This is a genomic window from Micromonospora craniellae (assembly GCF_014764405.1).
Classification (GTDB): Bacteria; Actinomycetota; Actinomycetes; order Mycobacteriales; family Micromonosporaceae; genus Micromonospora; species Micromonospora craniellae.
In genome coordinates this window covers 1,685,940-1,712,680 of record NZ_CP061725.1, presented here as the reverse complement: position 1 = coordinate 1,712,680, position 26,741 = coordinate 1,685,940, and the positions used below count along the sequence as shown (strand labels likewise).

The window sequence follows — 26,741 nt, the reverse complement described above, 5'->3', positions numbered from 1 at the left end:
CGACAGCAAGGGGCCGTGGCGCAGCTGGTAGCGCACCACACTGGCAGTGTGGGGGTCAGGGGTTCGAGTCCCCTCGGCTCCACCATTTTCCACCGCAGGTGGAAGGGTGGAATTCATCGGCAGAGGCCGATCTACCGTGATCTTGTGCTCACAGCTGTGCTCACAATGATCCGTTACGCTGACTCCCATGGCGCTCGGCTGTGAGCACGGGAGGAAAGATGGCGGTCCGCGATTCAGGTGTGGGGCTAGTTCCTGACGCCCTGCCGTACCCAAGGCGTAGCACCTTGACGGTCCGACGCTCGTCAACGATGAGTGGGGCCGCAGCGAGGTCAGACTTCCGTCTGTCTCTCCGGAACGCCTCTGCACGCCGCTTCTTCTGCGGTGCCTGCGTGGGACAGCCTTCTCAGCCGTAGCGCTCCCGATAACCCTGGCCGCTCACGATGAGCGCGGTGAGATCACCGTGCTCCGGATCGTCGCGCCCAGGTATGGATGGCGGTCCCGGCCACGTGCTCCACCACTTGACCGGGACCTTGATTGGACGCAGGAGGTCCAACCCATGAACCACCCTAAGACCCGACGATCGCAGCCTGCCCGGCCGGTGGCGCTAGCGATCGTCCCAGCGAGCCGTCTCGCCAGAGGCGAGGCCACGAGCCCTGTGCGCCGATCGTATGCGAAGGGCCGGTCGTTGCCTGCCGGGCAAGCGCGGATGCGCATTTCTGCGCCCCGAATCCCGCTGAACGGCGTCCGGCGATGAGCGTCCGACAAGACCCGAAACGGAACACCTGGTACTACGTCATCGATCTGCCGCGTGGAGATGACGGCAAGCGTAAGCAAAAGTTCGTTCGCGGGTTCGAGACGGAGAAGGAGGCCCTAAAGGCCGAGGAACTGGCTCGCAAGCAGTTCGGCCAAAGCGAGTTGGCGGCAGACGGCACGATGGCCGCTGAACTGGTGAAGTGGCTGGAAGAGCGCGAACTGGATGTTGCGGTGACAACGCTGAGCAACTACCGCAACGCGATCATGAAGTACATCATTCCGCGGCTGGGTGCTCGGCGACTGTATGACCTGGACAGGCAAACGATCAACGACTTCTACCGTCATCTGTTGAGGAAGGGCGGCCGGAGGGGTACGGGGCTTTCGGCGGAGACGGTCAGGCACGTCCACCGGACACTGATGAAGGCGCTCAAGGACCTTGGCGTCGTCATCGATGGCGTCCGGCAGCCACGCCCCGACGAACGTGAGGAACATGGCCGAAAGGGGATTTGGACGGCGAAGCAGTGTGCTCAATTCTTGGCGCACATCGCCGATGACCGCCTCTACGCGGCCTGGGTGCTCGTCGTCGTGTGCGGCTTGCGTCGCGGCGAGGTGGCCGGGTTGAAGTGGTCGAAGATCGATCTGGATCGCAAGATCCTCCACGTCCACTGGCAACGCGCTGTTGCATCCGGCGAAGTCGAGGGCGGCGTCGTCGAGAAGGCGCCGAAGGGCAAGAGCAAGAGGTCCATCCTCTTCGGCTCCGCTTTGGGCACGGTGTTGTCGGAGCACCAGCGCCGACAGCAGAAGGAAATGGCCGAAGCTGGCCTGCTGTACAAGGAGCTCGGCTACGTCTTCTGTAAGGAGGACGGTACGCCGTACCATCCGAAATACTTCACGGACCGGTTCCGGGCTCTCTGTATCGGGACTGTAAAAACAACGGTGTAACTCCGATCAAGGGAGTAGCACCTGATGACGATCACGACCGATGCGGTGGACACTGCCGCTGTGCCCGGTGACGAGAAGGCCAAGCGGCCGCGTACGAAGACGACGCCAGGGGGTGTCGACCCGGCGCTGGTGTCACAGCTGGTGACCCAGGCTCGTGAGCAGGGGCTGCAGCTGTCCGGTGAGGGTGGGCTGCTGCAGCAGCTGACGAAGATCGTGCTGGAGTCGGCCCTCGATGGTGAGATCACCGACCACCTCGGCTACGACAAACACGACCAGGCCGGCGCGAACTCCGGCAACTCCCGCAACGGCAACCGGTCCAAGACGGTGCTCACCGATGTCGGGCCGGTGCAGATCGACGTGCCACGCGATCGAGCGGGCTCGTTCGAACCGGCCATCGTCAAGAAGCGTCAGCGCAGGTTGTCCGGGGTGGAGGACCTGGTGCTGTCGCTGTCGGCGAAGGGCCTGACCACCGGCGAGATCTCCGCGCATCTGGCCGAGGTCTACGGCGCCGAGGTCTCCCGCCAGACGATCTCCACCATCACCGACAAGGTGATGGACGGTATGACCGAGTGGCAGAACCGGCCCCTCGATCCGGTCTACCCGGTGGTCTTCCTCGACGCCATCAACGTCAAGATCAGGGACGGGAAGGTCGCCAACCGGCCGATCTACGTCGCTCTCGCGGTCACCGCCGACGGCCACCGAGACATCCTCGGCCTGTGGGCCGGCGACGGCGGGGAGGGCGCCAAGTTCTGGCTGCAGATCTGCACCGAACTGAAGAACCGGGGCGTCGACGACGTGCTCATGGCCGTCTGTGACGGACTGACCGGCCTGCCGGATGCCATCGGAGAGGTCTGGCCCCGCACCGTGGTCCAGACCTGCGTGGTGCACCTGCTCAGGAACTCGTTCCGCTACGCGGCCCGCCAGCACTGGGACGCGATTGCCAAGGCACTCAAACCGGTCTACACCGCACCGACCGAGGCCGCCGCTACCGAACGATTCCTCGAGTTCGCCGAGGCATGGAGCAGCCGCTACCCGGCGATCGTGAAGCTGTGGGAGAACGCCTGGGCCGAGTTCGTGCCGTTCCTGGCCTTCGACGCCGAGACGGAACGTGTCAAGGGTTTGAGGCCAACGGGAGTTAAGCGGCTTGTTGTTGCGGCTGGGGCTGGGGTTGGTTGATCCAGACCTGTTCGGGCAGGTCGAGGATCTTTGGTGTGGTCCGGGTGGTGGCGCCGAACCGTTCCGGATGCGCGGCGCGGGCTGCGGCGAGAGTGTCGAGGCGTGCGGCGTGGACTTGGTGGTGGCGGCCGTGGTGGACGTCGGCGGGGGTGTGCAGGCCGATTCCGGAGTGCCGGTGGGCGTGGTTGTACCAGGTGACGAAGTCGTTCATGAACGCTCGGGAGTGGGCGAGCGACGCGAACCGGTTGGGGAAGACCGGCGCGTACTTCAACGTCTTGAACCATGCTTCGCTGTACGGGTTGTCGTTGGACGTCTTGGGCCGCGAGTGCGAGCGGGCTACCTGAAGGTCTTCGAGCAGGTCAGCGACCGATTTCGAGGTCATAGACGTGCCCCGGTCGGCGTGGACCACGTGGGGGACGCCGTGGACGTCGAACACCTCGCGCATCATGTTCTCGGCAAGCGGGCCGGACTCGCGGGCGTGCACGCGGACGCCGACGATGTACCGGGAGTAGACGTCGATCATCACGTACGCGTCGTAGTAGATCCCTTTCACGGGGCCAGCGAGTTTCGTGATGTCCCACGTGTAGACCTGCCGCGGCGCGTCGGCGACCAGCTCCGGGCGCTGCCGGGCCGGGCGCCGGGCCTGCCGGCGACGCTCGCGGACCTGCTCGTGTTCGCGCAAGATCCGGTACATGGTGGCGATCGAGCCGACGTACACACCCTGATCCAGCAGCGCCGCGTAGATCTGCGCCGGGGCCGCGTCGACGAACTCCGGGCTGTTCACCAGCCGCAGCACATGCTCCCGCTCGGCCAGGGTGAGCGCGTTCGCTGGCGTGCGTCGCATCGGCCGGGCCGGTGTCGGACGCCGCCGGTCCCGATCCGCGCTGGACCGAGCGATCCCGGTCAGCCGCTTCGCCTCCCGCGTCGGGACCTTCGCGCTGGTCAGCTGGTGGTAGGTGTCCATCAGCGTCTGCCGAGCCCGAACACGTCCGGACCGTCCGGCTCGCTCCTGGAGATGTCCTCCAAGAGCTCGCGCGCTTTTCCCATGATCGTCAACGCCGTCTCCGTCCGCGCCAACTTCGCCTGCGCCAGTTCCAGCTCACGGCGCAACCGGGCGATCTCCGCCTGCTCCGCCGACGGCCGCCCTACCGTCTGCCCAGCCGGCTTGCCCTGCAACAACCCGGCGTCACGGGCCCGGCGCCACTCCGACATCAACGACGAGTACAAGCCCTCACGCCGCAGGAACGCCCCACCGTCACCGGCCGCGACGGCCTTCTCGTATCCGGCCAGTAGCTCCAACTTCTGACCCGGGGTGAACGACCGGCGGGCACGCGGACCACCCGAACGCGGTCCCTTCTTACGACTCATGACCCCATCCTCGGCCACGGCCATGTCAACAGCAGTAGTCAACGCTTCTCAATCCTCAACTCGCCCTGTCCGGCGGACTTGCTATGAACCGCTGGCCTCAACTCACCCTGGCAGACAGGGTATCGCCGCCGGCGCTTGCCTGCCCACCATCGCCGTCACCGAACCCGGATCCGGCAGCCACGTGCTCGGCATGACCACCACCGCCGTCCGCGACGGCGACGACTACCTCATCACCGGCACCAAAACCTTCGTCGGCAACAGCCACATCGGCGACCTGCACGGCGTCGTGGCCCGCACCGGACCCGGCTCCCGTGGCCTGTCCGCGTTCCTGATCGAAGCCGACCGCCCCGGCGTACACCTCACCCCACATCAACCCGCCATGGGACTGCACGGCTTCAGCTTCGGCGAGATCGTCTTCGACAACTGCCGCGTCCCCGCGGCCAACCGGCTCGGCGCCGACGGCGACGGTCTCGACGTCGCTTACTCCTCCAGCATCCTGTACGGCAGACCCAACCTCGCCGCCGTCGCCCTCGGCCTGCACCAGGCGATCCTCGACACGACCATCGCCTACACCGCCAGCCAGCACCGATACGGCGATCCGCTGGCCCACCTACCAGTCGTCACACAGCGCCTCGGCGCCATCCAATCCCGGCTGATGACCGCCCGACTGGCCGTCTACCACGCCGCCCACCTGCTCGACACCGGACAACCCTGCGACGCCGAACTCATCAACGCCAAACTCATCAACGCCGAGTACGCCATCGACTCCGCCCGCACCGCCATGGAGATCCACGCCGCGCACGGCCTACACCCCCAGCAGTCATCCTTGGAGCGCTACCTCCGAGACGCCCTGCACATCTTCGCCCCGGCCGGTACCTCCGACATCCAACTCCTCCGGCTCGCCGAACACGCCCTCGGCACGACCGCCCCACCCTGGTCCGCCCGCTTCAAAACCCCCGTACCCCGCCGAGCCGCAGTGAGCGTGGGGCGATGACACCCACGCTAGCGACGAGAGCGTGTCACCTGTTTACACCCACCCACGACCTCGGGCGTTCCACGGATACGCTGCCGGTGCTGGCCGACTACCTTCGCACGCGACTCGGTTCGTCGCCGCTGCGCCCGCCCGTGGCCGTCAGCTTCGATGTCGACGACACCCTCGTCGACACCAGCACGAGCCTCGCCCACGGTGTCAGAGCAGGCAGCCAACTCGCAGCTCAATTGTCCTCGCAGGTCGATCCGGACGAGCTGACCGCTGCCTACTACCAGGCGTTCGGAACCTTCTGGACGCATCCCGCCGACACCGGCACCCACAGCCTGCACGACCTGCGTCGACGGTTCTGGGGCACAGCGCTGCGGAGCATCGGCGTCACGCTCGACAGCACCGACCTCGACCGGCTGGCGCACACGTGCGCCGCCACCCAGCTCGCCAAAATTGAGCCGGACCCGGAACTCCACCGCCTTATACGGACGTTGGCAGACCGCGTACCGCTCGCGGTCTGCAGCAACGGGCCGCGCGCTTCGATCCGGCAGAAGCTGAGCAGGGCCGGCCTCACCCAATTCGTCACCGCCGTCATCTGCGCTCCGGACAGCGGGATTGCGAAACCCCACGCCGCTCCCTTCCACGCCTGCAGCCGGGCACTGAACGTCGACCCCACACGATGCCTGCACATCGGCGACAACTGGCGGACCGACATCCAAGGCGCTCAAACAGCCGGCCTGATTCCGATCTGGATCTCCCACCAGCCGACGGACATCCCACCGCACCCGTCGACCGTGCCCCGGTACCCCACCGTCACCCACGCCATCGGCGACCTACTTCACCTCCTACCGCCCACCCCTCTCGAACGACGCGGCCGACTGACAACGCCTGCCACAACAGCAGCGAGCCACCACTCCCATAAGCACGACCGAGAACAACGATGAGGAACACCCCGTGACTCCGCTCCGTACGCCAGCCTCGCAACGACGACCGCGGACCTCCCGAACGGTACGACTGACGGCGGCGTTGGTCTCCCTCACCATCGCCATGACGCCAGTTCTCACCTATCCGATCCACACCGGCCCGCACCATCGCACCGCTGACGCGACGCAAATCCCCGCAGGCTGGGACGCGGCCTCCGACCGCGCGGACATTGCCGCTCCGTCGCCGATGCCCCCGCCCCCGACCAGCACGCCATGGGTTCCGGCAGGCCCGGTGCTGACCCGCTTAGCCAGCAGCCTTAGCACCGCAACCGCCGACACCACCAGCGGCAGGTACCAGTACGTCGAACGCCGCACCTGGTACCGCGACATCACCGGCCCACCTGGACCGGCTGGATGGCCGCAGCGCATCCGCGTCGACCAACTCTGGCGCACCGACGACGCCGCGAACGGTCGGCAGGTCAGCACCCGGATCAGCACCACCGGCTGCACCCCGGACGGTCCCGACCACAGATGGACAGGCCAGAGCGGGGGCGACCGGTTCGACCAGCCACCACCGACCAGGGCCGCCGACCTGCGGTCCCACCTGCTCATCACCGCCGGCCCTGACCGGGACCGCCCGGGGCACCTTATCGGCGGCGTCGCGATGCTCTACGAACGTCACGCCCTCACCCGCCCGGTCCGTGCCGCGCTCCTCCGGCTCCTCGCCGAGCACCCCGGCCTCCTCGTCCAAACCGGCGTCACCGACCGCGTCGGGCGGACCGGCATCGACATCGCCCTGCCGTACACCGACCGTTCCGGCGTGCCACGACGCGACGTCCTCACCATCGATCCGAACACCGGCCAGATCCTCGCCGCCTTCACCACCATCACCGGTCCCGTCCCCTCCACGGATCCGCTCCTTGGGCCCCACGCCCGGGACGCGATCGTCGCTGAGGCCGACGGCTACCGGCTCTACACCGACAGCCGCCGCACCCCGGACACCGACACCCCGCCGGCCGGCTGCCAACACCCCGCCGTCACACGCTGCCTCACCAGCCCTTGCTCGCGGCACACCCGCTCCGACCGCGCCTGAGCATGGACGATAGGGCGATGTCGTCCCCGCGTCCGTTGAAGCGCGACCAGCATCCGTCATGGGGTGACCTGGTCAGCCGGGCCGAGCGAGCGAGTGTGAAGGTAAGCGAGATCGTTCACGACACCGACAAGGCACTCGTCGCCATCGGGACCCGCTGCGGGCACCGGGTGGTCGTGAAACTGCTGACCAGCCGCGACCCGTACTGGATCAGCCGGCGCGACCACGAACTCGATATGTACTCCCGGTTCGAGGTTGATCCTCCCGGCGTCGACGTGCCCAGGCTGCTGTGGGCCGACCAGCAGCTCACCGTCTTGACCGCGCTACCCGGACAGCGGCTTTACCACGAGCGGCACCTCACCCACGACATCCCGCCAGCACAGGCCGAACTGGTCGCAGACACTGTCCAGCAGGTCACGCGGTGGGCACCACGGCACCCGCTGCCCGAACCCGTCGACTACCACCAGCGCATCGACGACGAGCACGCGGCGCAGCTTCTCGACGACCGCGACCAGGCAACCCTGCATACCCTTGTCGATCGCGCCGGACCTGCCCGTACATCCCAACACGGAGATCCCCTTCCCGCCAACCTCCTCATTCACGACCGCGGCTGCGGACTGATCGACTGGGAACACGCCGGTGCCTACCTGCCCGGATACGATCTTGCGCTTCTACGCGTCATCGCCACGGTCGCCAGCCCGACCCTCACTCGTGTGATCGCCCGCCGGGTCGCCGCCGCCGACATCACCGTCCCTCACACGGTGAACTACCTGCTACTGGTCTGCCGCGAGATCCGCATCCACCTGTCCCTGCCGCCCGGCGCGGTGATCGCCGCCCGGCTGCCCTTGCTGCGGACCCTGCACGTTCAGGCCCACCGCGAGCTGCACGCCCTCACGTCGTAGCTGATGTGCTCGCCGACAGCTTTCATGGCCCGGCAATTCCCTCGGTTTCGGCAGTCAGTGCAGCCCAGCTTGGCGTAGCAGGTCCCGCAGTCCGTACCCGTCGTCAACGACGACATCCGGCTCGAACCCCGACGTGGGCACCGTCCGTGCGGTGCGCGACGAGCGCATGAGGATCGCTGCCCCGGCTCCGGCGTGGCGGGCGCAGGCGATGTCGCGGTCGATCATGTCGCCGACGAACCAGCACTTCCCGATCGGTACGCCGATCGTGTCCGCCGCGCGCCAGGCCAACTCGGGGTTCGGCTTGCGTACCCCGACCTCATCGCTGTACAGCTCGGCCGCCAACAGCGCACCGAGTCCGGCGGAGGCGAGGAAGTCCCGGTGCGCGGCGCCGCTGATCGCGTTGCTCACCACGACCATCGGAATCCCACCGGCCTCCGCTGCCTGTAGTGCTTCGGTGATGCCGTCGCGTACGGTCCAGTTGTCGCCCCACGCCCACGCGTAGCTCAACGGCACCGCCTCCGCCCGCACGGCAGCCCGCGCCGCCTCCGGCCAGCCCACGGTGATGAACTCGTCCCAGACCTGGTCGTGGCTCGCCTCTCGGGGACCCCGTTCGCGGCTGGTGTCATCGCGCCATCGCGAATACCGACGGGCTCCGTCGGTGATGTCCCGGACAATCGTGTCGACCGGGACGGCGTGTCCCGTGAGGGTGTGCAGCCGCTGAACCAGGTCGGGTGGAAGGGTCCGCTGGTGGCGGGGCGACTCGACGAGAACGCCACCGAAGTCCAGCAGCAGTGCCGCAGGCGGAAACAGCATCATGCGTCCATCGTCGCCGCAACGGGCGCCGTGTGCGGGCAGAAGACACGGAGATCACGGACGGTCACGGTGCTCCGGCGTACGTAAGCGCTGCGTCCATCGGATGTGGGCCCGGCCTGGTGGCCGGGCCCACACCCGATGGGTTACTCCTCCTCTGGGTCCTGTTGGTCCTCGTTGCGGTCGACGGCCCGATCGGCGCGGTCGGGGAATCCGTCCTGCGCAGTCGGCGAGTGCGGGTCTCGCTCGGCCGCCTCGCGGATCCGGTCGGCCGCCTCGCGGGTCATCGGGGTCTCCTTCGGCATGGTGTGCACCTCCCTCCGGGAAGCACCGGCATGCGCGCACGCCAGCCGCTACCGACAGAGGTTCAGGGGCGTGCGCGCACGTCAGGGACGCGAGTGAGCGGCGTTTCTCGGCGCGGTGACCACGTCGCACGCGGGTACACCGCAGGCCCTCGAACTTCCCGTCCGGGGAAGTGGCCGCGCCCCGCCCCAGCACGGGGTTCGGGACGACACGTCTCATTGATAGGTCCGCGGTCGAGGCGGGCCCGGCCGCTGTCGGGCGTTCCACCTTGCCGCCGGGGAGTGCCGGCCAGCGCGCGGACCATCACCTCGCTGGCTCCCGGCACGGTCCGATGCGTGGACCGCACCCCTGATGCTCACCCCGCCGCTGGCCGCCGTCAAGGACCTGACCTGCGAGTTTCCTGAGCCGTCCGCTTCGGCTACCGGCCAGGTTGGGCCGTTGGCGTGCCGGAACCGGGTGCTCTTGCCCCCGCGCCAGGTCCGGCTACAGCGTCAGGTCAACTCCGGTGGAGGATCGCGTCGGCGGACAGGACAAGGGCGGCCAAACCGAACGCGGGCGGGTCTGCGTCGTTCTCGGGGGTGAACCGGAAATACAGCAGCGGCAGCAGATGGGCGGCCAGGCGCTCCCGATCCACCGGAAACCCGGCGAGCCGGTCCAGCAGCCACGCCATGCTCAGCACCCGGCGGGCGAGCGGATGCGCGAGGCGGGTGGTGAGATGCAGATGATCGTGAGTGGTCGCGGCGTGGGCGGTGAGCAGCCCCGTGTGCTTGACACACGAGGTGATTAGTTTCGCCAGGAGGTATTCGAGATCGTGCAGCCCGGCGTACTCGTAATCGATCAGCCACCATCGGCGCCCGTCGCGAGCGACGAGCACGTTGTTGAGATGCAGGTCGCCGCTGGCGTGGACGACCCACAGCGGCGGCTGCCTGAGCTTGTGGTGGGTGAGGTCGAAGAGATCGGCGAGGGTAGCGTCGAGCGGGTCACCGTCGATAGTGATCCGGTGCCGGGCCCACGGACGGAGTCGGGCGACGAGCTCGGCCGCCCAGGCCGCGAGGACGACCGGGGTCTCCTCGGTGTGATCCGGCGGCCCGTCGAGGTCACAGGCCGGCATGAGGGTGTTCTGCGCGGCGGTGGCCAGGTGGTCGGCAATGTCGCCCAGTACGGTCTCGAACCGGTCGGGATCGGTGGCGGCCAGCCCGGCAAGGGGTACCCCGTCGAGGTGCTCCATGACCAGTGCGGCCCGGCCCTGCCGATAGTGCAGTGTCGCCGCAGGGACCGGGTAGAAGCGGGCAAGGGTCTGCAGGCCGGAGAACTCCCGCTCGGCGCTCGCCCGGTCCCGGCCGAGTTTCACCACACCTGCGGGGTGCCCGTGCCCGTCTCGAACGGCGAACACCGGGCTGGTGCTGGGTCGCAGCTGCTCGACCCGGCCGTCCGGCGACCTGTAGACCAGAGCGGGCCGGTGATAGTCGGGCTCGACCAGGTAATCGGCGGTGACAGCAGAGCGGATGTGGGTGATCGCGGCATCGACCGCTGTGGCCAGGGGGAGAGGGCTGGGCCGGGAGGCCAGCGCCGCGAGGTCGACCCGGCCGGTGGTGAGAATACTCCAGCGGCCACGATCGTCCTGCCCTGCGTAGAGCAAGTCAGCCGTGTCCGGCCTGGTGGGCAGCCACACCGGGTACCAGATACAGCGGGAGTCCGGACCGGTGAGCCGGCGGTGCAGAATCGGACCGAGCTTGCGCCAGGTGACACCGTCACGAGAGACCGCCGCCGCGACGCTGCGCGAGCTGCATGCACCGTAGGCCATGACCAAGCTGCCGCCACTGGTGCCGACAACCGCTGGGCAGTCGACTCCGTCGGCGTCAGCGCTGCCAGGTTCGCCAAGGTCGAGGGCCACCCCAAGACGCTGCCACACCAGCCCGTCGTCGGAGCCGGCTACGAACACACGTCGCCCTCGACTGCCGTGGATGACGTACCACATCCACCAGCCGTCCCGCCGTCGCAGCACCGAAAGCGAGAGCCCTTGACCAGCTAGAGGCTCCAGACCGACGACGGTGTTGGGCGGGGACCACGTGGCGCCGCTGTCGGCGCTGACCGCGTGATGAAGTCGCCGATGCCCCTCGGCGCTGACGCCGCTGAACCAGACATGCAAGTCCTCGCCGTCGCTGGCCAGGCTCGCGCCGGGCACCGCATCCACGCCAGGCGGAATCGGCATCCGCACGCCGGCGTCGACGGCGCATGCCGCGGTGCTCGTCATAGTCATGATTCGTAACCCGGTTGAGTCGCCACCACGACCTCTACGACTCTCCAGCGCGTCGGCGGTGTCATCGGTGACCACCAGCAGGATGCGACCGCGATGCTGAGCCGCGCCCACCGCCATCGGGCTTCGGCCAGCGGCAACTGTTCGCCGCTGGCGGCCTACGACGTTCAGTTGAGGGCAGACAGGTACTTGGCTCGACGGCTGCTGCTTAACTCCTCGGACTGCCGCGTCCGGCAGTATCCGCGTCCACCGTTGATCGCCGGGCGGTTCGGCCACCATCCCAGCCACCTTCCTTCCGGCCGACCCTGTCGTTGAGAGCCGGAGACTTTCTCCAGCGCAGTCGATGAGTCCTGTGTCGAGCAGGTCCGACAGCGAATCCCGACACCAAGCCGGATGGTGAGTTCGATGTGATCTTGGGAGCGGCGACAGGATGCGGGCCGGGCACGAGGCGGATGGACGTAGCTCTGCGGGCTGGCGGAGCCGCAGCTGGTGAGGACGAAGAATGGGGTTCACATTCGCATACGCTTGGCGATCACCTTCGGCGTTCTGTCGGTGGCTTTCTGTAGCTTCCGGTCATGTCCGCGTTGACGTATGAGGTGAAGGACGCCCGGAGTCCGGTGGCCGTGTGGCTGCGGACGAGGTTCCCGGCGTACAAGGAAATCCAGGCAGAGTTCCGAGTCGCGGCTGGCCCGCAGCGACTGGCCATGCCGCCCGGAGTCGCACCAGGCACTCAGGGCGCGGCGATCGACTTCTGGCTGCGGATGCTCGTCGACCCGAACCCGTCGATCGCCCTGCCGCTGATGGGGCTGTTGTCGGGGCGGGCACCGTGCGTGCGGGCCGGTCGGGAACTGCTTGGCGAACTCGCGGCCGGAGACGCACCCCGCCGCGTTGAAGGGGGCGGGGTGGAACTGCGGATGCGGCCGGCAGGGTTCGCTGACCGTGGTGATGAATGGTGGGCGCGGGTGTGCTACGCGCTGGCGCTTCTCGTGGAGCTGTATCGAGCGGCGTCGGTGGAATACTCCCGCCTGATGCGCCTCAGCGAGTCGAGCAGGGCGGCGGACCTGCTGGGGCTGGCCATCGACGCGGAGGTGACCGACCTGGTCGCGATGCGGGATTTGGCGGCCGAGCGGCTGCTGTCGGGGTTGCCGTCAGGGCCGGTGACGACCGGCATGACCTTCGACGGCAGTGCCGACCTGAATGCCGACGCGGACCTGATCGCCGGTGGGATGCTGGTCGATATCAAGTCCGGCCAGGGAGGCAAACCTCGGGCGGACGGCACTCGTGCTGCCTCGCTGGCGCGAACCGACCTCGACCAGCTACTTGGGTACACGCTGATGGACTACTCGGACCGGTACGGGCTGCACACCCTCGCGGTATACGCGGCGAGGTTCGGCCACCTCGCGACATGGCCGATCGCCGAGCTGGGCGAGCGCATGGCCGGACGCCCGATCGACCTGACGAGACTGCGGGCAGAGTTCGCGCAGGTGCTCCGCGGCCAGCTACCGCCCTACCAGGCCCAGCGAGGCTGGTAACCCTCATGCCAGGCAGTTGGGGCGGGCAGACCTGGCAACGGCCCGCTTCGGCCGCGGCGGTGAGGGCTCGCCCATCGCTAACGGCGGGCTCCCGCGCAGCGATCGCCTCACGCATACTTCTCGCATGTCCTATTCGGAGCGCGATGTAGCCGGCTGGTCCGAGGCCGTAGCGAACCTCCACGGCAATACCGCTCAAGGCGCGGGCGACGTGCGGCGGGCCTACGAGGCGATGGCCAACGTCTGGTCGGCTTACGGCTACCAGGACGCGCCGACCGAGGTTCTGAGGATGCTTATCGACGCCACCGAGGTCGGATACATGGCTGCCCTGAACGACATCCGCAGCGGCGACCTCGACGGCGAGATCACGATGTGGCGTCCGGACCTGGCTGAGTGATAGCCGCAGGCTCGCGCCTCCGTGATCCTGTCGGCAGGAGAACCCTGTCTGCCAGGGTGAGTTGAGGCCAGCGGTTCATAGCAAGTCCGCCGGACAGGGCGAGTTGAGGATTGAGAAGCGTTGACTACTGCTGTTGACATGGCCGTGGCCGAGGATGGGGTCATGAGTCGTAAGAAGGGACCGCGTTCGGGTGGTCCGCGTGCCCGCCGGTCGTTCACCCCGGGTCAGAAGTTGGAGCTACTGGCCGGATACGAGAAGGCCGTCGCGGCCGGTGACGGTGGGGCGTTCCTGCGGCGTGAGGGCTTGTACTCGTCGTTGATGTCGGAGTGGCGCCGGGCCCGTGACGCCGGGTTGTTGCAGGGCAAGCCGGCTGGGCAGACGGTAGGGCGGCCGTCGGCGGAGCAGGCGGAGATCGCCCGGTTGCGCCGTGAGCTGGAACTGGCGCAGGCGAAGTTGGCGCGGACGGAGACGGCGTTGACGATCATGGGAAAAGCGCGCGAGCTCTTGGAGGACATCTCCAGGAGCGAGCCGGACGGTCCGGACGTGTTCGGGCTCGGCAGACGCTGATGGACACCTACCACCAGCTGACCAGCGCGAAGGTCCCGACGCGGGAGGCGAAGCGGCTGACCGGGATCGCTCGGTCCAGCGCGGATCGGGACCGGCGGCGTCCGACACCGGCCCGGCCGATGCGACGCACGCCAGCGAACGCGCTCACCCTGGCCGAGCGGGAGCATGTGCTGCGGCTGGTGAACAGCCCGGAGTTCGTCGACGCGGCCCCGGCGCAGATCTACGCGGCGCTGCTGGATCAGGGTGTGTACGTCGGCTCGATCGCCACCATGTACCGGATCTTGCGCGAACACGAGCAGGTCCGCGAGCGTCGCCGGCAGGCCCGGCGCCCGGCCCGGCAGCGCCCGGAGCTGGTCGCCGACGCGCCGCGGCAGGTCTACACGTGGGACATCACGAAACTCGCTGGCCCCGTGAAAGGGATCTACTACGACGCGTACGTGATGATCGACGTCTACTCCCGGTACATCGTCGGCGTCCGCGTGCACGCCCGCGAGTCCGGCCCGCTTGCCGAGAACATGATGCGCGAGGTGTTCGACGTCCACGGCGTCCCCCACGTGGTCCACGCCGACCGGGGCACGTCTATGACCTCGAAATCGGTCGCTGACCTGCTCGAAGACCTTCAGGTAGCCCGCTCGCACTCGCGGCCCAAGACGTCCAACGACAACCCGTACAGCGAAGCATGGTTCAAGACGTTGAAGTACGCGCCGGTCTTCCCCAACCGGTTCGCGTCGCTCGCCCACTCCCGAGCGTTCATGAACGACTTCGTCACCTGGTACAACCACGCCCACCGGCACTCCGGAATCGGCCTGCACACCCCCGCCGACGTCCACCACGGCCGCCACCACCAAGTCCACGCCGCACGCCTCGACACTCTCGCCGCAGCCCGCGCCGCGCATCCGGAACGGTTCGGCGCCACCACCCGGACCACACCAAAGATCCTCGACCTGCCCGAACAGGTCTGGATCAACCAACCCCAGCCCCAGCCGCAACAACAAGCCGCTTAACTCCCGTTGGCCTCAAACCCTTGACACGTTCCGGAACGGCGGTGGTCGTCCGGGATCACGGGCGGTGCAGGATGCAGACGACCTTGCCGATGATCGTGGCGTGATCGCCGGGCAGTATTGGGTAGCGCGGGTTGCGGGGCACGAGTTCGATGCGGCCGTCGCGGGTTCGGTATTGCTTGACGGTGGCTTCCCCGTCGATCATGGCGGCGACGAGGTCGCCGTTGTCGGCGACCGGCTGTTGACGGACCACGATGATGTCGCCGTCGGTGATGGCCGCGTCGATCATGGAATCGCCTCGTACCCGCAGCGCGAACAGCGTGCCCCGGCCGACCAGCTCGGCGGGTAGGGCAAGCATCTCCTCGACGTGCTCATCGGCAAGGATCGGCGTGCCGGCGGCGATGGCTCCCAACAGAGGCACAAGCGCCCCGCGCTGGGCTTCTGACTTCACCGGCGGGTCATCGTCGTCGACCAGAGGGCGGGCGTCGACCGCGCGCGGCCCGCCAGGAGCCCGCCGGATCAGGCCGTGGTGCGCGAGGGTCTTCAGGTGATGCGCCACCGACGAGGGGGACCCAAGTCCGACGGCCGCGCCGATCTCCCGCACCGTCGGCGGGTAGCCATGCCGCTGCACCCAGGCACGGATCACGGCGAGGATCTGCCGCTGCCGGTCAGTCAACGACACCGGACCGGGCGGCACATCGGGAGCGGCCATCCCAGGACGATACCGCAAACTTAGAACGAATGTACTAACTTGGTGCGTGCGGACGGTTCTGCATCGGTCTTCGAGGCATGGCCGGTGCTTGGCGCATCCTTGATGGAGATGTTATCCCCGTGAGGGTTTCTGTCACGTCCTGGCTGCAGCGGCCCCCAAGAGGGGCGCGAACGACGTAGGGCTTAGTCCCGCCCTGTCGGCGGTCGTGGATCCGCAGTGGCATCCCGGCGCGGTTGGGTCTTGATCATGATGTGGCCTGTCACTATCGAGTTCACGTGCTGGAGAGGTGGCAGTGGGCCGTCGGCGGTTACTGGCCGGGTTTATTGTGATCGGCTAGGGTGACGTCGCTTCCCGTCAATGTGGCTGTCGTGCCTGTGCGGCGTTGTGGAGGGGCGGGATTGGTGATCGATCCGCAGCGGGTGGACGATGCGAGACGGGCGCTGGGCGCGAGGCTCGCGGGGTGGCGGAACGCGCGTGGGGTGACCCAGTTGGCCTTGGCTCGGCGGGTGCCGGTTTCTCGGACCACGATCGCTGGGGTGGAGACTGGGCGGCAGTGCCCGGACCGGGTCTTCTGGCAGCGTTGTGAGTCGGCCCTGGAAGCTGGCGGAGAGTTGCTGGCCGGCTATGACGATTACCGTCGCCTCAAGCAGCAGCTTGATCAAGAGAGAGTGGACGCGGCGCAGCGTGCGCGGTGGGGCGAGGTCGAGGACCGCATGCCTTCGCCTGGTGCTTTTGGTGTTCCGGCTGGTGAGGCGGAAAGGCCGCTGGGCGATGTCGGTGCCGTGGATGGGGCTGACGGCTGGGGTGGTCTGAGAGACCGTCGGGTAACCAGGTGACTACGTGGCGATAAGTCGTTCAGCGTTGATACGTCGGGCGGCTTCGCGTTCGGTAGTGTTGCTCCACCGGACCGCCTGCCCGGCCAGACGTATCGTCATGAGTCGAATCATCGCTACCTTGATCATGGCCTCAGAGTTGACGGTCAACCGCTCGTAGTCCCGGGCCAGACGCCGATTACGTACCAGCCAGCCGAACGTCCTCTCCACCACCCACCTACGCGGCAGGACCTTGAAGCCCTTGACATCGTCGGTGCGCTTGACGATCTCCAGCAGGATTCCGAGCTTGTCCTTTGCCCAGCTCAACAGGCTGGAGTCGATGCTGTTGGCGTAGCCGCCGTCGGCCCACACCAGTGCGACGGTGGCGAATGCCTCGGCCAGTCGTTGCAGGATCCGCCGGCCTCCAGGACGGTCGTTGACGGAGGCGGAGGTGACCATCACCACCAGGATCAACCCCATCGTGTCGACAACCAGATGCCGCTTACGGCCTGTCGTCTTCTTGCCCATATCGAACCCACGGCATTCGCCACCCTCGCTGGATTTGATCGACTGGGCGTCCAACACCGCCGCGGTCGGCTCCGGCCCACGACCCGCCGCCACCCGTACCTGCCGGCGAAGCTCGTCGTGGATCGCATCCCACGTCCCGTTTCTACGCCAAGCGGTGAACCAGCGATGCGCCGCATCCGGCGGCGCCAGATCACGCGGCATCATTCGCCACGCACAGCCCGACCGCAGCACGTAGAAGATCGAGTCGAGGATCAGCCGGTCGTCCCACTTACGGGGCCGGCCGCCTCTACGCAGGTCACGCACCGGCATGAGAGGGGCCAGGATCGCCCACATCGCGTCGGTCAAGCTCGACGGATAGCATGAGCGGGCGTCATCCCCGCCAAGGTCTACGTTGCACACACAACCCGATCATGGCGGGGATGACCTATTTGTCGAGCGTCCCGCATCGACGTGTCTCGCCGTCACACAACGCCCCGAGCCGGTTACCCGACGGTCTCTGACTGCGGCGGTGCAGCTTGCTGGCGTCGTGGCGGCTGACGGTAACGGCGTCGGCGATGAGGACGTCGTTACCCTTGCGGCAATGTCCGATGGGCGGGTGGTGTCGTTGCGGGTGAGTCGAAGGGCTCTGCTGGAACTCGCCGCCGGGGTGGTGACGCTGCCGGCTGTCACCGCCGTGGACGTGCCTCGTTCGTCGGTTGTCGATCCCGCCATCGTGGACTACTTCGCGCAGCTGCGCGCATGCCTCGTGCGAGCCGACGACCAGCTCGGCGGCCTCACTGTCCTGTCGACAGTCGAGCAGCAGATCGCGCTGATCGCCGCTCTGCGCAGGCAGGCGCGTGGGGAGCTTCGGGACCGGTTGGTCGGCACGCAGGCGCGGTGGAGCGAGTTCGCGGGGTGGCTCGCCGACGACCTGGGAGATCGGGCGGCCGGCGAGCGGTGGCTGGACCGTGCGGGAAGCCTCGCACAGGAGGCCGATGACCAGGACTTCTGGGCCTATGTGCTGGCCCGCAAGGCGCAGCGGATGGTCCGCACCAGTGATGAGGACCGGGTCGCCGCTCTGGCCCGTGCGGCGTTGCGCCTACCTGGTACGCCTGCACTCGTGCGTGCCTTCGCCGCGGTCCAGCAGGCGCATGGCAGCGTCGCTCAGGGAGACGTCACCGGCTTCCAGACGGCGATCGAGCGCGCGCGTTCACTCGTCGCGGACGCCTCACCGACCAGCGGCGATGACTCCCTCGGATCGTTCTGCACCCGCCCCTACCTGGCGGCGCAGGAAGGCGAGGGGTGGCTGCGTCTCCAGCAGGCCGACAAGGCCATCGGAAGTTTCACGGCGGCCGTCAACGAGTGGCCCGAGCGTTACCGGCGCGAGCGGGGTGTATACCTCTCCCGCACCGCGCACGCGTACCTAGCGGCCTCGGAGCCCGGCCACGCCGCCACGGTAGCCGCTGAAGCGTTGACGGTGGCGACCACCACGGGCTCGGCGCGGGTCCGCCGCGACGTCGCCGCCCTGGCCCGGCAGCTCGAACCCTTCCGCGGCCAACGGGATGTACGACATCTGCTCGACCAGCTGGCCACGGCCGGATGAGCCACTCGCCCGAGCCGGCGCAGGTGTCGGCTGTGCCGCGTGTCGCCGTCGTGGGCCGCGCCAACATCGACATCACTGTGCGGATCCCCGGGCCGCCGGTTCCTGGCCGCACGACGTTCGCCTCGTCGCCGGCGACGACCACCGCCGGCGGCAAGAGCCTCAACCAGGCCCTGGCCGCCAGCCGGACGGGCGTGCACGCCAGCCTGATCGCCAACGCCGGCGACGACCACTGGGGCACCTTCCTGTACCGAACCCTTACCGACGCGACCGTTGACGTGTCCGGCTTCCACCTCGTGCCGTCGGCGCCGACCGGAATCGCGCTCATCGAAGTCGACCCGGACGGCGAGAACCGCATCATCCTTGCGCGGACCCCGAACACCGAACTCACCGGCGAGCAGGTAAGCAGCAGACTCGCAGGGCCGCGCGCGTCGGTCGTGGTGACCCAACTCGATCTCCCGCCCGACGCCGTCGACGCCGTCTTCCGACACCACCGTGCACCGATGCTCATCGGCAACCTGGTACCGCATCCCACGCTCGGACCAGCTGCGTTGGCCCCACTGGACCTGTTCGTGGCGAACGAAGCCGAGGCAGCGGCGATACTCGGCCGCCACCACGACGACCCGACGGTCGCCGCACGGGAACTCCGCGAACTGGGCCCCAGCGCAGCTGTGGTGACCGCAGGCCCACGGGGTGCCGCCTACAGCGACGCCCACGACACCGCGCTCGTGCCCGCACACCACGTCACCGCGATCAACACCAGCGGAGCAGGCGACACCTTCCTCGGCACTCTCGCCGCGCGGCTCGCTCACCAGATCCCGCTCTCCCACGCGGTCGCCGACGGAGTGGCCGCCGCGACGACCTTCGTGAGCAGCGGCGTGCAGCGGTAGCAACGCGCGAAGCGTCCCGAACTCTCAAGGTTAAGACCGACAGAAAGATGCACGTCGTGAGCAGGGTCATAGCCCGTCCGTGTCGATGCGATCGCCGCACTTCTTAAGCGTTGGCGGGCGCCAGTGAGCCCGTCAGGTTGGGGTGCCCGCAGTTGCGGTCAGATGCCCGCGCATCAGGATTCCGTCTCGGCGCAGTCCTGCCTTGATGTCCCGTGCGGGGTAGTGGGCAACACCCGCGTCGTTAAGGATCTGCATCACCGTCGGATGCGGTTGCACGTCGTCGACCGCTGCCTGGAGCACGCCGTCCACGTGATGCCCGCCGGCCGTCACTTGGGTCGCGGTGCCGGCGTGGAAGGCGAACATCAGGAAGTGGTATGAGCCGTTCTCGGCGCGAATCTCGTACATACCGGTCAGTGTCAGCTCGCCGGCCTCGAAGCCGGCTTCTTCCACCGCTTCCCGGCGGGCTGCGTCCTGCGCCGACTCTCCGAACTCGATCTTGCCGCCGGGCAGCAGTAGCCATCCCGCGTACGGGCCGCGCTGCTGCCGGACGAACACCACCTCACCAGCAGCGGTGGAAATGATCGCCAGCGCGGCGACGGTCGGCTTCGTAATCACAATCACCTGTCCTCGGCACTTGGGCCAACGGTGCCCGTATCAGCGGGTCGCCGACTGGGCGGCGGGCGTTTGTGGCGCCCTGCCGGCGACGGTAAACCTTCAGCCACGCCTGTCCGCCAGCCGAACGCGGCGTGTGTGAACACTCGTTTGATCGACAACGGTGGTGACGACTGCCGGGACTCCTTCTGCATCAGGCGATCCCGCTCCGGCCGCGTCTGCGGACGCTGCAGCCCGGCGAGAGCCCCGGCGCATCCGCGACCGGGTCGCCCCGAATTCCCTTGCCAGGTGTCGTCGTGCCTTCGACGTCCGGATTATGGCCAGCCGTCCAGAGCGAGGGGTCGGCCGTCGCGGAAGGCTTGGACGCAGGCTGTGGTGTACGGGTAGGTGTTCATGGGCAGCAGCGATGTCGGGAACCATTCGATCTTGGCGCATTTGTGTGGTTCCGCATTGATAGGTTCGCCCTGCTGGCGAGGGTTGTGGGTGGCGGTGAAGACGAGGCCGACGCGGGCGTGTCCGGAGGGGTTGCGGTGGTGCACCGTGGTGACGAGCCGTAGTTCGTCCGAGGAGAGCCGCAAGTCGACTTCTTCGCGGGCCTCGCGGATAACGGCGCTGATCGCGTCCTCGTCGGGTTCGAGTTTGCCGCTGGGCAGGTTCCATTGTCCGTCGGCGTAGCCGGTGCCGTCGCGGAGTGCGAGGAGGACGTGGTCGGCGTCGGTGAGCAGGAGTAGTACGTCAACGGGGTGGGTCGGTGGTGCGGTCACGCTGGCGGAGGATAGCTGGCTGACCAGCGAGAAGCGGGTCGACCCGCCGGGCGATCCAGTCGATGCGTTCGGGGGTGCCAAGCCCACCTGGCACCTCCACCAGTGTCAGCCCGACCTCGGCGTGGGTTCGCCGTACCGCCTCGGCGGTTTGGTCTTGCAGGTGGGTGACCTTGGCGCGGAAGGGATCGGCAGGGTCGGGGTAGCGGTCCGGGAGGTAGAACACTGCGTCGTACGTGGGGGCCCAGGCCCGGCAGAAGTGAGCCATCGCGTCGAGTACGTCGGCGTCGTGGCTGGCTTCGGTGGCGGGTAGGACCATGCGGGCGTAGGCGAGCACGTTGACGACGGTTTTGTCGCAGATCAGGAGTTTGTTGTGGCGGGCGGTGCGCAGTGTCATCGAGAGCTGTTGCGCGAACAGGTCGACCTCGGTTGCCAGGTCGAAGGTGCCCTTGCCGTGGATGACGATTTCTTCGATGAACGGGCTGGTGCGGGCCGGCTCGCCGGTGCAGTCGACCTGTACTCCGCGCTGCCGGTAGTGGGCGGTCAGGGCGTGTACCAGGGTGGTCTTCCCCGCGGCGTGTGTGCCCTCGATTCCGATGAGTACGCAGTCCCGGACGCTCATTCGCGTCCCCCGTTGGTGAGCGCTCGGAAGGTGGGGTGTTGGAGCCAGCCGACCCGTCCAGCGAGCCTGTCGGCCAGCATGGTGTTGACGTTCAACGGAGTTTGCCAGGTCAGTGTGCCGGTCGCGCGGAGCGCGACGTACGCGGTGGACAGGCTGTGTCGCAGGTTCAGCACGGTGATTCGTTCGCGCGCTTCGGTGTCGGCGTTGTGGAGCCAGTCGCGGTTGAGCGCGGTCATGGATTTGCGCGCCAGCTCGGGTTGCGTCACGTCGAGGTTCATCTCGCCGCACACGTCGACCAGCCGTCGTGAGGTGTGGGACAGGACGCCTGCGGCGTCGAAGCGGGTGTCGAGCACCCGCTGGTCGCGTACGGCCGCGTGTCGGCGGTCGCGCCATGCCTGCCGGGCGGCGGCGAGGGCAGCCGGCACCGCCGTACCTGCGTTCGCGGCCAGCACCGCCAGGTCGCTGCACAGCTGGTGACCGACGACCAGATCCGCGGCGTCGGCCGCTGTGCCGATGTCACTGGCCGCTGCCTGCACCAGGTCCGGCCGTTCGTCCTCGCGGTCGAGGTACACGCTCGTCGCCCAAAACGGCAGCCCGGATGTCACGACCAGCGGCTCACCGGCGAGCGGTACGGCGAGCCAGACGACCGAGTAGCAGAACGCCTGGTTGCCGTTCTTGATCCGGTAGTTCTTGCTCCACTCGACGTCGATCGAGGCGATCAGGCGCGTGCCCGGCGGCCGGTCGGGAATCCTGCCCGGCCCGCCGATGTCGCTGATCACTCGCACCAGACCTGCATCCCTTCATCTGAGACGTACCGGTCACGGGCAGGCTGACCGCCGTCTGCAGGTACGTCGCGGGTGACGGCCATCGAGGCTAGCGGTCGTCACTGTGCTGCGCGGGCATCCTTTGGATGGGCCGTGTCGTGTGCGTGGTGCTCGGTCCCGCTGACTTCCAGTACGTCCCACGCCGCCCTGTCGACGGCATCGGTGACGCGAAAGGCCCCCTCCCAGCGGTAACGGCCAGCGTGCACTGCCGCTGTCAACCCGATCGCCAGGCCCCGGCCCAGCACGTACCGCCCCGTCTCGGCGGCGCACGCCGGGCATTGCGGCAGCGGGCGGTGCAGTGGTTCAAGCGGCATGTCCAGATCGGCGCCGGTGTCGCTGGCTTCGACCGAGGTGTCCACCATGAGCGCCATGCCCCGCTGCTTCGCGGCGCGGTTCACCCACGTGGCGAGCACCCCGGCCGCACCGCGCAGCGGCACTGCGGACAGCGTGGCCATGCGGGACAGGTCGTCGCCGAGACGGTGACCGGCCAGGATCGCCGCGTGCCGGCGGGCCCGGGTCAACGCCCGATCGGTTAACCTGAGAAGTTCGGGTATCTCGGTCCTGTCCTCGACGACATCGGCCCGGAATCCGATCGACAGACTCTCCTCACCCACCTCGTAGGCGCTGCCGTGCCGACGGACCCCGAGGTAGACGGTCGCTGCCGCGACCGGGAGCGGCCCCTCGTCTGGCTGGTTCGCCCAGGCCAGTGCGAAGGCGGCCAGCATGTCGCGCTGCCGGCCGAATGGACGCTGGTCGGCGCCGAACGGTGCCTCCGGCCACTGCAGGTTCGTGTACTCACGCACGGGCGTGTCCACCCGACCCGGCCGGGCCGGCGTTGGACACGGTACGGATGCTGGCACCGAGATACTTGGCGAAGTGGTTGCGCTTGAACCGGTACCGTGCCCAGATCTCCGACACCGGCTCGTCCAGGAGGTTGCCGAGAGGTTCCAGCAGGTCCGGGGCGTCGTACACCGGCCATGCGCTTGCCTTGCCGGTCACCTCCACCAGGATCATGTGCCCCTCGGTGTCCGGGGTCCACGTCGTCATCCGCAGCGCTGGCCGCCAGTCGTGCACTGCCCGCGACTCGGTCAGCCGATCGAAGGTCTGCCCAGCCTCCTCCAGGCTGATGAACTCGTTCTCCTCCAGGTCGAGGGCGTTGCCCTTGCGCAGTGGCAGGATCAGTTTCAGTTTGCCCGCGCCGATGACGTCCGCGATCTGATAGGTGAACGGCAAGGCGTGCAGCGTCGACCGGTATACCACGGCCGACAGCGACAGCGGCAGGCCCGCCTCCAGGAACCCCCGAACGCCTGCCAGCACCTCGTCGTAGTCGCCGCGAACCCGGTTGGTGGTCGACCGCGGCCCCTCCAAGCCCACGTTGACGAACGCGACCTTCCCCACCATCGACCTGGCGTGCTGCAACCCCCGGGTGGCGTTGGTCGGCACACCGACGATGAAGTCCCCGGTGTACATGTCCACGATCTCCCCGAAATCCCGTCGGAGCAGCGGTTCACCACCGGACAGGAACACCCGCGACACACCCGCCAGATTCCGGCGGATGGTGTCCAACTGCGGCAGCGTCGGATCCGGGAGCTGAAGCGTCTCGGAGCAGAACGAGCAGTCGAAGTTGCACCGTTTCGTCACCTGCAGGATCACCGACAGGGGAACCCTCGCCGCCTTCACCAACTCCTCGATCGACGCGTCACGCGCCGTGAAGTGATGTCCAGCGGTGAAGGCGACCGGACCCGTCTGCTCAAGCGCGACGGACGGCATAGCGGGCATGCCAAGCATGGTCATCATGAGCCTCCTGATGAGTGGTCAACCGCGTCGAGACGCCAACCGAGACAAGGGGCGCTCCGGCCCAGCCGCTGCCGAGGAGCCCGAGCATCACCTCGACACGGAACCTGGCGACCGACGCCATTTCCGGACGCCTGCCGCCATCCGGCAGCCGTCTGGAAATCGAGGCGAGGAGCCTGGTCACGGGGGACACACATCGACTGCTCCAAGTAGATGGTGACGCTGCGGCATGACCAATGAACCCATCGTGCTTTGATGTCGAACACCTTCGACACGAGATCTCGACACCACCGGCGTGAGTGGCCTCCGGTCGAGGAGGTGCGGGCGTCGGTGAGGGCTTGGCGGATGAGTGGGTGACGTGACGTGGCGAGAGTGCTCACTGTCTGTGCCCTTTCGCGGTCTAGCCTGGGCGGGTGGATGGTCCGCTGCCCGCGTGGTGCGAGCGCACCTGCGTGGTGTGCCCAGCGCAGGAGTTGGGTCCGGGCGGCTTCGACGTGGTCGACCGGCCAGGCCCGGAGTTCGCGTACGACCGGGCAGCGGGCTGGCGGGTCGACCCGGGCGGGCATCCGGTGTGCGTGCACCCCTACCGCGTCGGTATGCCGCCGGGCCGGTACGCCTCGGCCGGTGTGCCGTTGCCGGAACTGGGCGCGGCGATTCCGACGCCGACCCCGGCGGCGTTGGAGTTGCCGACTGAGGTGGACGACCTGGAGGGGTGGTTGGTCGCCACGCTGCGGGTCGCGGCGCCGGAACAGCTGTTCGCAGCGGTCGCGAGGGCGGAACGGCAGGCCGGTGAACGGTTCGCACCCGGCGTGGTCGTGCAGACCCTACGCCGGGTGCTCTCCACCGAACACGCCAACCAGTAGGCCAGACCGCTGCGGGGGAGGGCTCGGTGTGGAAGGCGATGGTGTGGCTTCGCCCGCCTCGGTCGAATCCGGCGGGAACGCTGTCGCCCGCCTCGGCGATAACCGTCACGCGTCAGCCGTTCGTGGGCCTCAGATCCTGTCGACTATCGGGAGGTGCGGTGTTTCCGGCGCAGCGATGGTGGCGCGGCTCCGTTCGACGGGGGGTCCGGTATCGGACGAGCAGGCCGATGCCTTCGACCGGCACGAGACGAGAGCCAGTCTGTCTCCCAGCTTGCGGTCACCGGGGCTGCGACTCCGCTGAGTCCAGGGCTTCGGCCCGCATCGTTTCCAGCAGTTGGCGGGCCTGTTTGCCGGTCGCGGAATCTGCGAGGAGCGAGTCGTATACCTGTGAGTAGACGCGGATCTCTTCTGGGTCGGTGAGGGTCAGTTCGCGGGTGTAGGTCTCGATCGTGGTGAGTTGGGAGCCATCGGGCAGGGTGTAGATCACGAAGGGATGGGCGTGTACCGCTGAGGGGCGGACGCCGGTCGGCAGGATTGACAGGCTCACGCTCGGTAGCGTGGCGACTGACAGGATCTTGTCGTATTGGGCGGCGAGCGCGTCGTGGGGTACGGGGCGGAACCGCAGCGCGGCTTCGGTGATGAGGAAGTCGAACTGTCGGCCCTTCTCGTAGAGGGCTGTCTGCCGTTCGACTCGTGCGGCTGCTGCCCTCGTGGTGTCGCTGACGCCGAACACGTCGGCGAGGGCGAGGACGCTGCGGGCGTACTCCGCGGTCTGGAAGAGTCCGGGTACTGCGGCGTGCTGGAAGACCTGCACCCGGGTTGCCTCGGCGAGGGTCCGGCCGATCCGGCGTTGGTGCGCGGCTCGGCCGCCGGTCAGCGTCCGGTCCCAGATGATCGATGCGACCTGGATGGACTCCGCGGCGTTCGCGAGTTCGGCGGTGACCTCGGCGCTGGCGCCTGTGGCGGCGGACCATGACCGGACGTCGTCGACGGACGGTTTCGTGCGACGGTTTTCGATCTTCGAGACCTTTGACTGTGACCAGCCCAGAGCGGCGGCGAGTCGCGTGGTCGACAGACCTGCGTCCTCTCGGAGTTCACGCAGCCTGGTCGCGAGCGCCGTCCGGTCGTTCGCAGGTCTATTCACCAGGATCTACGCAATTCGTCCTGAACTGTCGGCAGGTAGTCCCGAAGTGGGATCGAGTGCGTCATCGCGAGGTCCCGTTGTTCGATGAGGCTCCCGACATCTCTGGTGGGCTCCATGGCGAGACGCCGGCCCTCCCCGTCGTACTCGATGATCACGCCGAACTCGTCATCGAGGAGCCAGAAGTCCTGCCTCAGCGCGCCCAGTGCTTCGGGGGCCGTCGCCCGGTCCGCGATCCGAACGTCCTCGCCGGCAGCGACGTTGCCGTGATAGCCCAGCAGCTCGAAGCGCAGGTAGTCCGATAGCGGGCGGTGTAGGACGTGGACACGGCTCCAACGGGTGCCGGCCTGCACGCTGTCGGCCACCATGCGTAGCCAGGGATCGGTTTCGGGTGTGCGGGGTGGCAGCGGGCGTCCCGCGTGGAAGTCGCGCAGCAGGTCGACCTCGCCCGCCGCGTTGTACGCGGTCAGCGTTTCGAGTCGAAACACCGACCGCGCGGCCGTGCTCAGCCTGCGTTGAAGTTCGCCCATCTGCATCAGGTTGTCCCGTTCTGCCGCCACCTTCCGATCAAGTCTAGTCGAGGCTAGAGACTAGTCGCGGTGGGCG

25 protein-coding genes, 1 tRNA gene and 2 pseudogenes are annotated in these 26,741 nt (G+C 67.9%); 14 read left to right on the top strand and 14 right to left on the bottom strand.

Annotated features, from left to right (window positions below):
• The first annotated feature begins 9 nt into the window (after positions 1-9).
• The 3 genes and pseudogenes from ID554_RS07775 to ID554_RS07765 form a co-directional block, all read left to right on the top strand.
• A tRNA-Ala gene (locus ID554_RS07775) sits at positions 10-85 on the top strand.
• Positions 86-750: 665 nt separating this feature from the next.
• Entirely contained in the window at positions 751-1,695 is a 945-nt protein-coding gene (locus ID554_RS07770; protein WP_223884486.1) for a site-specific integrase, read from the top strand.
• 24 nt (positions 1,696-1,719) lie between these two features.
• Positions 1,720-2,808: pseudogene (locus tag ID554_RS07765) on the top strand (IS256 family transposase); the annotation flags it as partial.
• A 22-nt stretch (positions 2,809-2,830) separates the two neighbouring features.
• Here the strand turns inward: ID554_RS07765 and ID554_RS07760 are convergent.
• A protein-coding gene (locus ID554_RS07760) for an IS3 family transposase (protein WP_396888540.1) occupies positions 2,831-4,263 on the bottom strand; the annotation gives its coding sequence in 2 pieces (ribosomal slippage) (positions 2,831-3,906 and positions 3,906-4,263; 1,434 coding nt in all).
• On the opposite strand from ID554_RS07760, the gene ID554_RS07755 reads away from it, so the two are divergent.
• The 4 genes from ID554_RS07755 to ID554_RS07740 all read left to right on the top strand — a co-directional run bounded on the left by ID554_RS07755 (position 4,238) and on the right by ID554_RS07740 (position 8,133).
• Positions 4,238-5,233: an acyl-CoA dehydrogenase family protein gene (locus ID554_RS07755; protein WP_117231244.1), complete on the top strand. Its 996-nt coding sequence runs from the start codon at positions 4,238-4,240 to the stop codon at positions 5,231-5,233. The two genes, ID554_RS07760 and ID554_RS07755, sit on opposite strands and share 26 nt — an antisense overlap.
• Before the next feature lie 77 nt (positions 5,234-5,310).
• Entirely contained in the window at positions 5,311-6,162 is an 852-nt protein-coding gene (locus tag ID554_RS07750; protein ID WP_223884484.1) for an HAD family hydrolase, read from the top strand.
• Between the two features lie 271 nt (positions 6,163-6,433).
• The gene (locus ID554_RS07745; protein ID WP_117231242.1) at positions 6,434-7,234 is read left to right on the top strand and encodes a hypothetical protein; all 801 of its coding nucleotides are present in this window, start codon (positions 6,434-6,436) and stop codon (positions 7,232-7,234) included.
• A gap of 17 nt (positions 7,235-7,251) precedes the next feature.
• Entirely contained in the window at positions 7,252-8,133 is an 882-nt protein-coding gene (locus ID554_RS07740) for a phosphotransferase (RefSeq protein WP_158573877.1), read from the top strand.
• Between the two features lie 54 nt (positions 8,134-8,187).
• On the opposite strand, the gene ID554_RS07735 is transcribed toward ID554_RS07740, so the two are convergent.
• The 3 genes from ID554_RS07735 to ID554_RS07725 all read right to left on the bottom strand — a co-directional run bounded on the left by ID554_RS07735 (position 8,188) and on the right by ID554_RS07725 (position 11,782).
• Entirely contained in the window at positions 8,188-8,946 is a 759-nt protein-coding gene (locus tag ID554_RS07735; RefSeq protein ID WP_176739846.1) for an HAD family hydrolase, read from the bottom strand.
• A gap of 143 nt (positions 8,947-9,089) precedes the next feature.
• Complete coding sequence (locus tag ID554_RS07730; RefSeq protein ID WP_158573876.1) at positions 9,090-9,248, bottom strand: hypothetical protein; 159 nt, start codon at positions 9,246-9,248, stop codon at positions 9,090-9,092.
• Positions 9,249-9,742: 494 nt separating this feature from the next.
• Positions 9,743-11,782, bottom strand: a complete 2,040-nt coding sequence (locus ID554_RS07725; RefSeq protein ID WP_147333628.1) for a phosphotransferase — start codon at positions 11,780-11,782, stop codon at positions 9,743-9,745.
• A 296-nt stretch (positions 11,783-12,078) separates the two neighbouring features.
• On the opposite strand from ID554_RS07725, the gene ID554_RS07720 reads away from it, so the two are divergent.
• The 3 genes from ID554_RS07720 to ID554_RS07710 all read left to right on the top strand — a co-directional run bounded on the left by ID554_RS07720 (position 12,079) and on the right by ID554_RS07710 (position 15,000).
• Positions 12,079-13,035 (top strand): hypothetical protein, encoded by a 957-nt coding sequence (locus ID554_RS07720; protein WP_117231239.1) that lies wholly within the window; start codon positions 12,079-12,081, stop codon positions 13,033-13,035.
• 124 nt (positions 13,036-13,159) lie between these two features.
• Complete coding sequence (locus ID554_RS07715; RefSeq protein WP_117231238.1) at positions 13,160-13,429, top strand: hypothetical protein; 270 nt, start codon at positions 13,160-13,162, stop codon at positions 13,427-13,429.
• A gap of 138 nt (positions 13,430-13,567) precedes the next feature.
• Positions 13,568-15,000, top strand: a protein-coding gene (locus ID554_RS07710; RefSeq protein WP_396888540.1) for an IS3 family transposase whose coding sequence is annotated in 2 segments (ribosomal slippage) — positions 13,568-13,925 and positions 13,925-15,000 — 1,434 coding nt in all. Because the reading frame shifts where the segments join, the coding sequence is not laid out codon by codon here.
• Positions 15,001-15,055: 55 nt separating this feature from the next.
• Here the strand turns inward: ID554_RS07710 and lexA are convergent.
• Complete coding sequence (gene lexA / locus ID554_RS07705) at positions 15,056-15,709, bottom strand: transcriptional repressor LexA (RefSeq protein ID WP_117231420.1); 654 nt, start codon at positions 15,707-15,709, stop codon at positions 15,056-15,058.
• Between the two features lie 338 nt (positions 15,710-16,047).
• Here lexA and ID554_RS07700 point away from each other — a divergent pair, with 338 nt between their 5' ends.
• Positions 16,048-16,545, top strand: a complete 498-nt coding sequence (locus tag ID554_RS07700) for a helix-turn-helix transcriptional regulator (RefSeq protein WP_317985217.1) — start codon at positions 16,048-16,050, stop codon at positions 16,543-16,545.
• Positions 16,546-16,626: 81 nt separating this feature from the next.
• On the opposite strand, the pseudogene ID554_RS07695 reads toward ID554_RS07700, so the two are convergent.
• Positions 16,627-17,448: pseudogene (locus ID554_RS07695) on the bottom strand (IS5 family transposase); the annotation flags it as partial.
• 109 nt (positions 17,449-17,557) lie between these two features.
• Here ID554_RS07695 and ID554_RS07690 point away from each other — a divergent pair.
• Entirely contained in the window at positions 17,558-18,631 is a 1,074-nt protein-coding gene (locus ID554_RS07690) for an XRE family transcriptional regulator (RefSeq protein WP_117230936.1), read from the top strand.
• Positions 18,632-18,663: 32 nt separating this feature from the next.
• Positions 18,664-19,518 (top strand): ribokinase, encoded by an 855-nt coding sequence (locus ID554_RS07685; RefSeq protein WP_158573858.1) that lies wholly within the window; start codon positions 18,664-18,666, stop codon positions 19,516-19,518.
• A gap of 132 nt (positions 19,519-19,650) precedes the next feature.
• On the opposite strand, the gene ID554_RS07680 is transcribed toward ID554_RS07685, so the two are convergent.
• The 6 genes from ID554_RS07680 to ID554_RS07655 form a co-directional block, all read right to left on the bottom strand.
• On the bottom strand, positions 19,651-20,133 hold the full coding sequence (locus ID554_RS07680) for an NUDIX hydrolase (protein ID WP_223884483.1): 483 nt from the start codon (positions 20,131-20,133) through the stop codon (positions 19,651-19,653).
• A 311-nt stretch (positions 20,134-20,444) separates the two neighbouring features.
• Positions 20,445-20,894, bottom strand: coding sequence for an NUDIX hydrolase (locus tag ID554_RS07675; protein WP_117230933.1), 450 nt, complete (start codon positions 20,892-20,894; stop codon positions 20,445-20,447).
• Positions 20,866-21,513, bottom strand: coding sequence for an AAA family ATPase (locus ID554_RS07670; protein ID WP_117230932.1), 648 nt, complete (start codon positions 21,511-21,513; stop codon positions 20,866-20,868). Before ID554_RS07670 ends, ID554_RS07675 begins: the two co-directional genes overlap by 29 nt.
• Entirely contained in the window at positions 21,510-22,298 is a 789-nt protein-coding gene (locus tag ID554_RS07665; protein ID WP_147333597.1) for a hypothetical protein, read from the bottom strand. Before ID554_RS07665 ends, ID554_RS07670 begins: the two co-directional genes overlap by 4 nt.
• Positions 22,299-22,396: 98 nt before the next feature.
• Positions 22,397-23,140, bottom strand: coding sequence for a hypothetical protein (locus ID554_RS07660; RefSeq protein WP_147333596.1), 744 nt, complete (start codon positions 23,138-23,140; stop codon positions 22,397-22,399).
• A complete protein-coding gene (locus tag ID554_RS07655) occupies positions 23,133-24,116 on the bottom strand; it encodes a radical SAM protein (protein WP_223884482.1) in 984 nt (327 codons plus the stop codon). Before ID554_RS07655 ends, ID554_RS07660 begins: the two co-directional genes overlap by 8 nt.
• Before the next feature lie 428 nt (positions 24,117-24,544).
• Between ID554_RS07655 and ID554_RS07650 the strand changes: the two genes are divergently transcribed.
• Complete coding sequence (locus ID554_RS07650) at positions 24,545-24,994, top strand: hypothetical protein (protein ID WP_117230929.1); 450 nt, start codon at positions 24,545-24,547, stop codon at positions 24,992-24,994.
• Between the two features lie 277 nt (positions 24,995-25,271).
• Here ID554_RS07650 and ID554_RS07645 read toward each other — a convergent pair whose 3' ends face one another.
• A complete protein-coding gene (locus tag ID554_RS07645) occupies positions 25,272-26,138 on the bottom strand; it encodes a helix-turn-helix domain-containing protein (protein ID WP_117230928.1) in 867 nt (288 codons plus the stop codon).
• Positions 26,135-26,695, bottom strand: a complete 561-nt coding sequence (locus ID554_RS07640; protein WP_223884481.1) for a DUF6879 family protein — start codon at positions 26,693-26,695, stop codon at positions 26,135-26,137. The genes ID554_RS07645 and ID554_RS07640 overlap by 4 nt, the downstream gene beginning before the upstream one ends.
• Between the last annotated feature and the right edge of the window lie 46 nt (positions 26,696-26,741).

Bases quoted from the DNA above. Each gene is read 5' to 3' on its own strand.
- ID554_RS07670 (WP_117230932.1), bottom strand. From the start codon at position 21,513: ATGAGCGTCCGGGACTGCGTACTCATCGGAATCGAGGGCACACACGCC.
- ID554_RS07725 (WP_147333628.1), bottom strand. From the start codon at position 11,782: ATGGTGGCCGAACCGCCCGGCGATCAACGGTGGACGCGGATACTGCCG.
- ID554_RS07715 (WP_117231238.1), top strand. From the start codon at position 13,160: ATGTCCTATTCGGAGCGCGATGTAGCCGGCTGGTCCGAGGCCGTAGCG.
- ID554_RS07755 (WP_117231244.1), top strand. From the start codon at position 4,238: ATGACCCCATCCTCGGCCACGGCCATGTCAACAGCAGTAGTCAACGCT.
- ID554_RS07720 (WP_117231239.1), top strand. From the start codon at position 12,079: ATGTCCGCGTTGACGTATGAGGTGAAGGACGCCCGGAGTCCGGTGGCC.
- ID554_RS07730 (WP_158573876.1), bottom strand. From the start codon at position 9,248: ATGCCGAAGGAGACCCCGATGACCCGCGAGGCGGCCGACCGGATCCGC.
- lexA (WP_117231420.1), bottom strand. From the start codon at position 15,709: ATGGCCGCTCCCGATGTGCCGCCCGGTCCGGTGTCGTTGACTGACCGG.
- ID554_RS07735 (WP_176739846.1), bottom strand. From the start codon at position 8,946: ATGCTGTTTCCGCCTGCGGCACTGCTGCTGGACTTCGGTGGCGTTCTC.
- ID554_RS07770 (WP_223884486.1), top strand. From the start codon at position 751: ATGAGCGTCCGACAAGACCCGAAACGGAACACCTGGTACTACGTCATC.
- ID554_RS07655 (WP_223884482.1), bottom strand. From the start codon at position 24,116: ATGCCCGCTATGCCGTCCGTCGCGCTTGAGCAGACGGGTCCGGTCGCC.
- ID554_RS07740 (WP_158573877.1), top strand. From the start codon at position 7,252: ATGTCGTCCCCGCGTCCGTTGAAGCGCGACCAGCATCCGTCATGGGGT.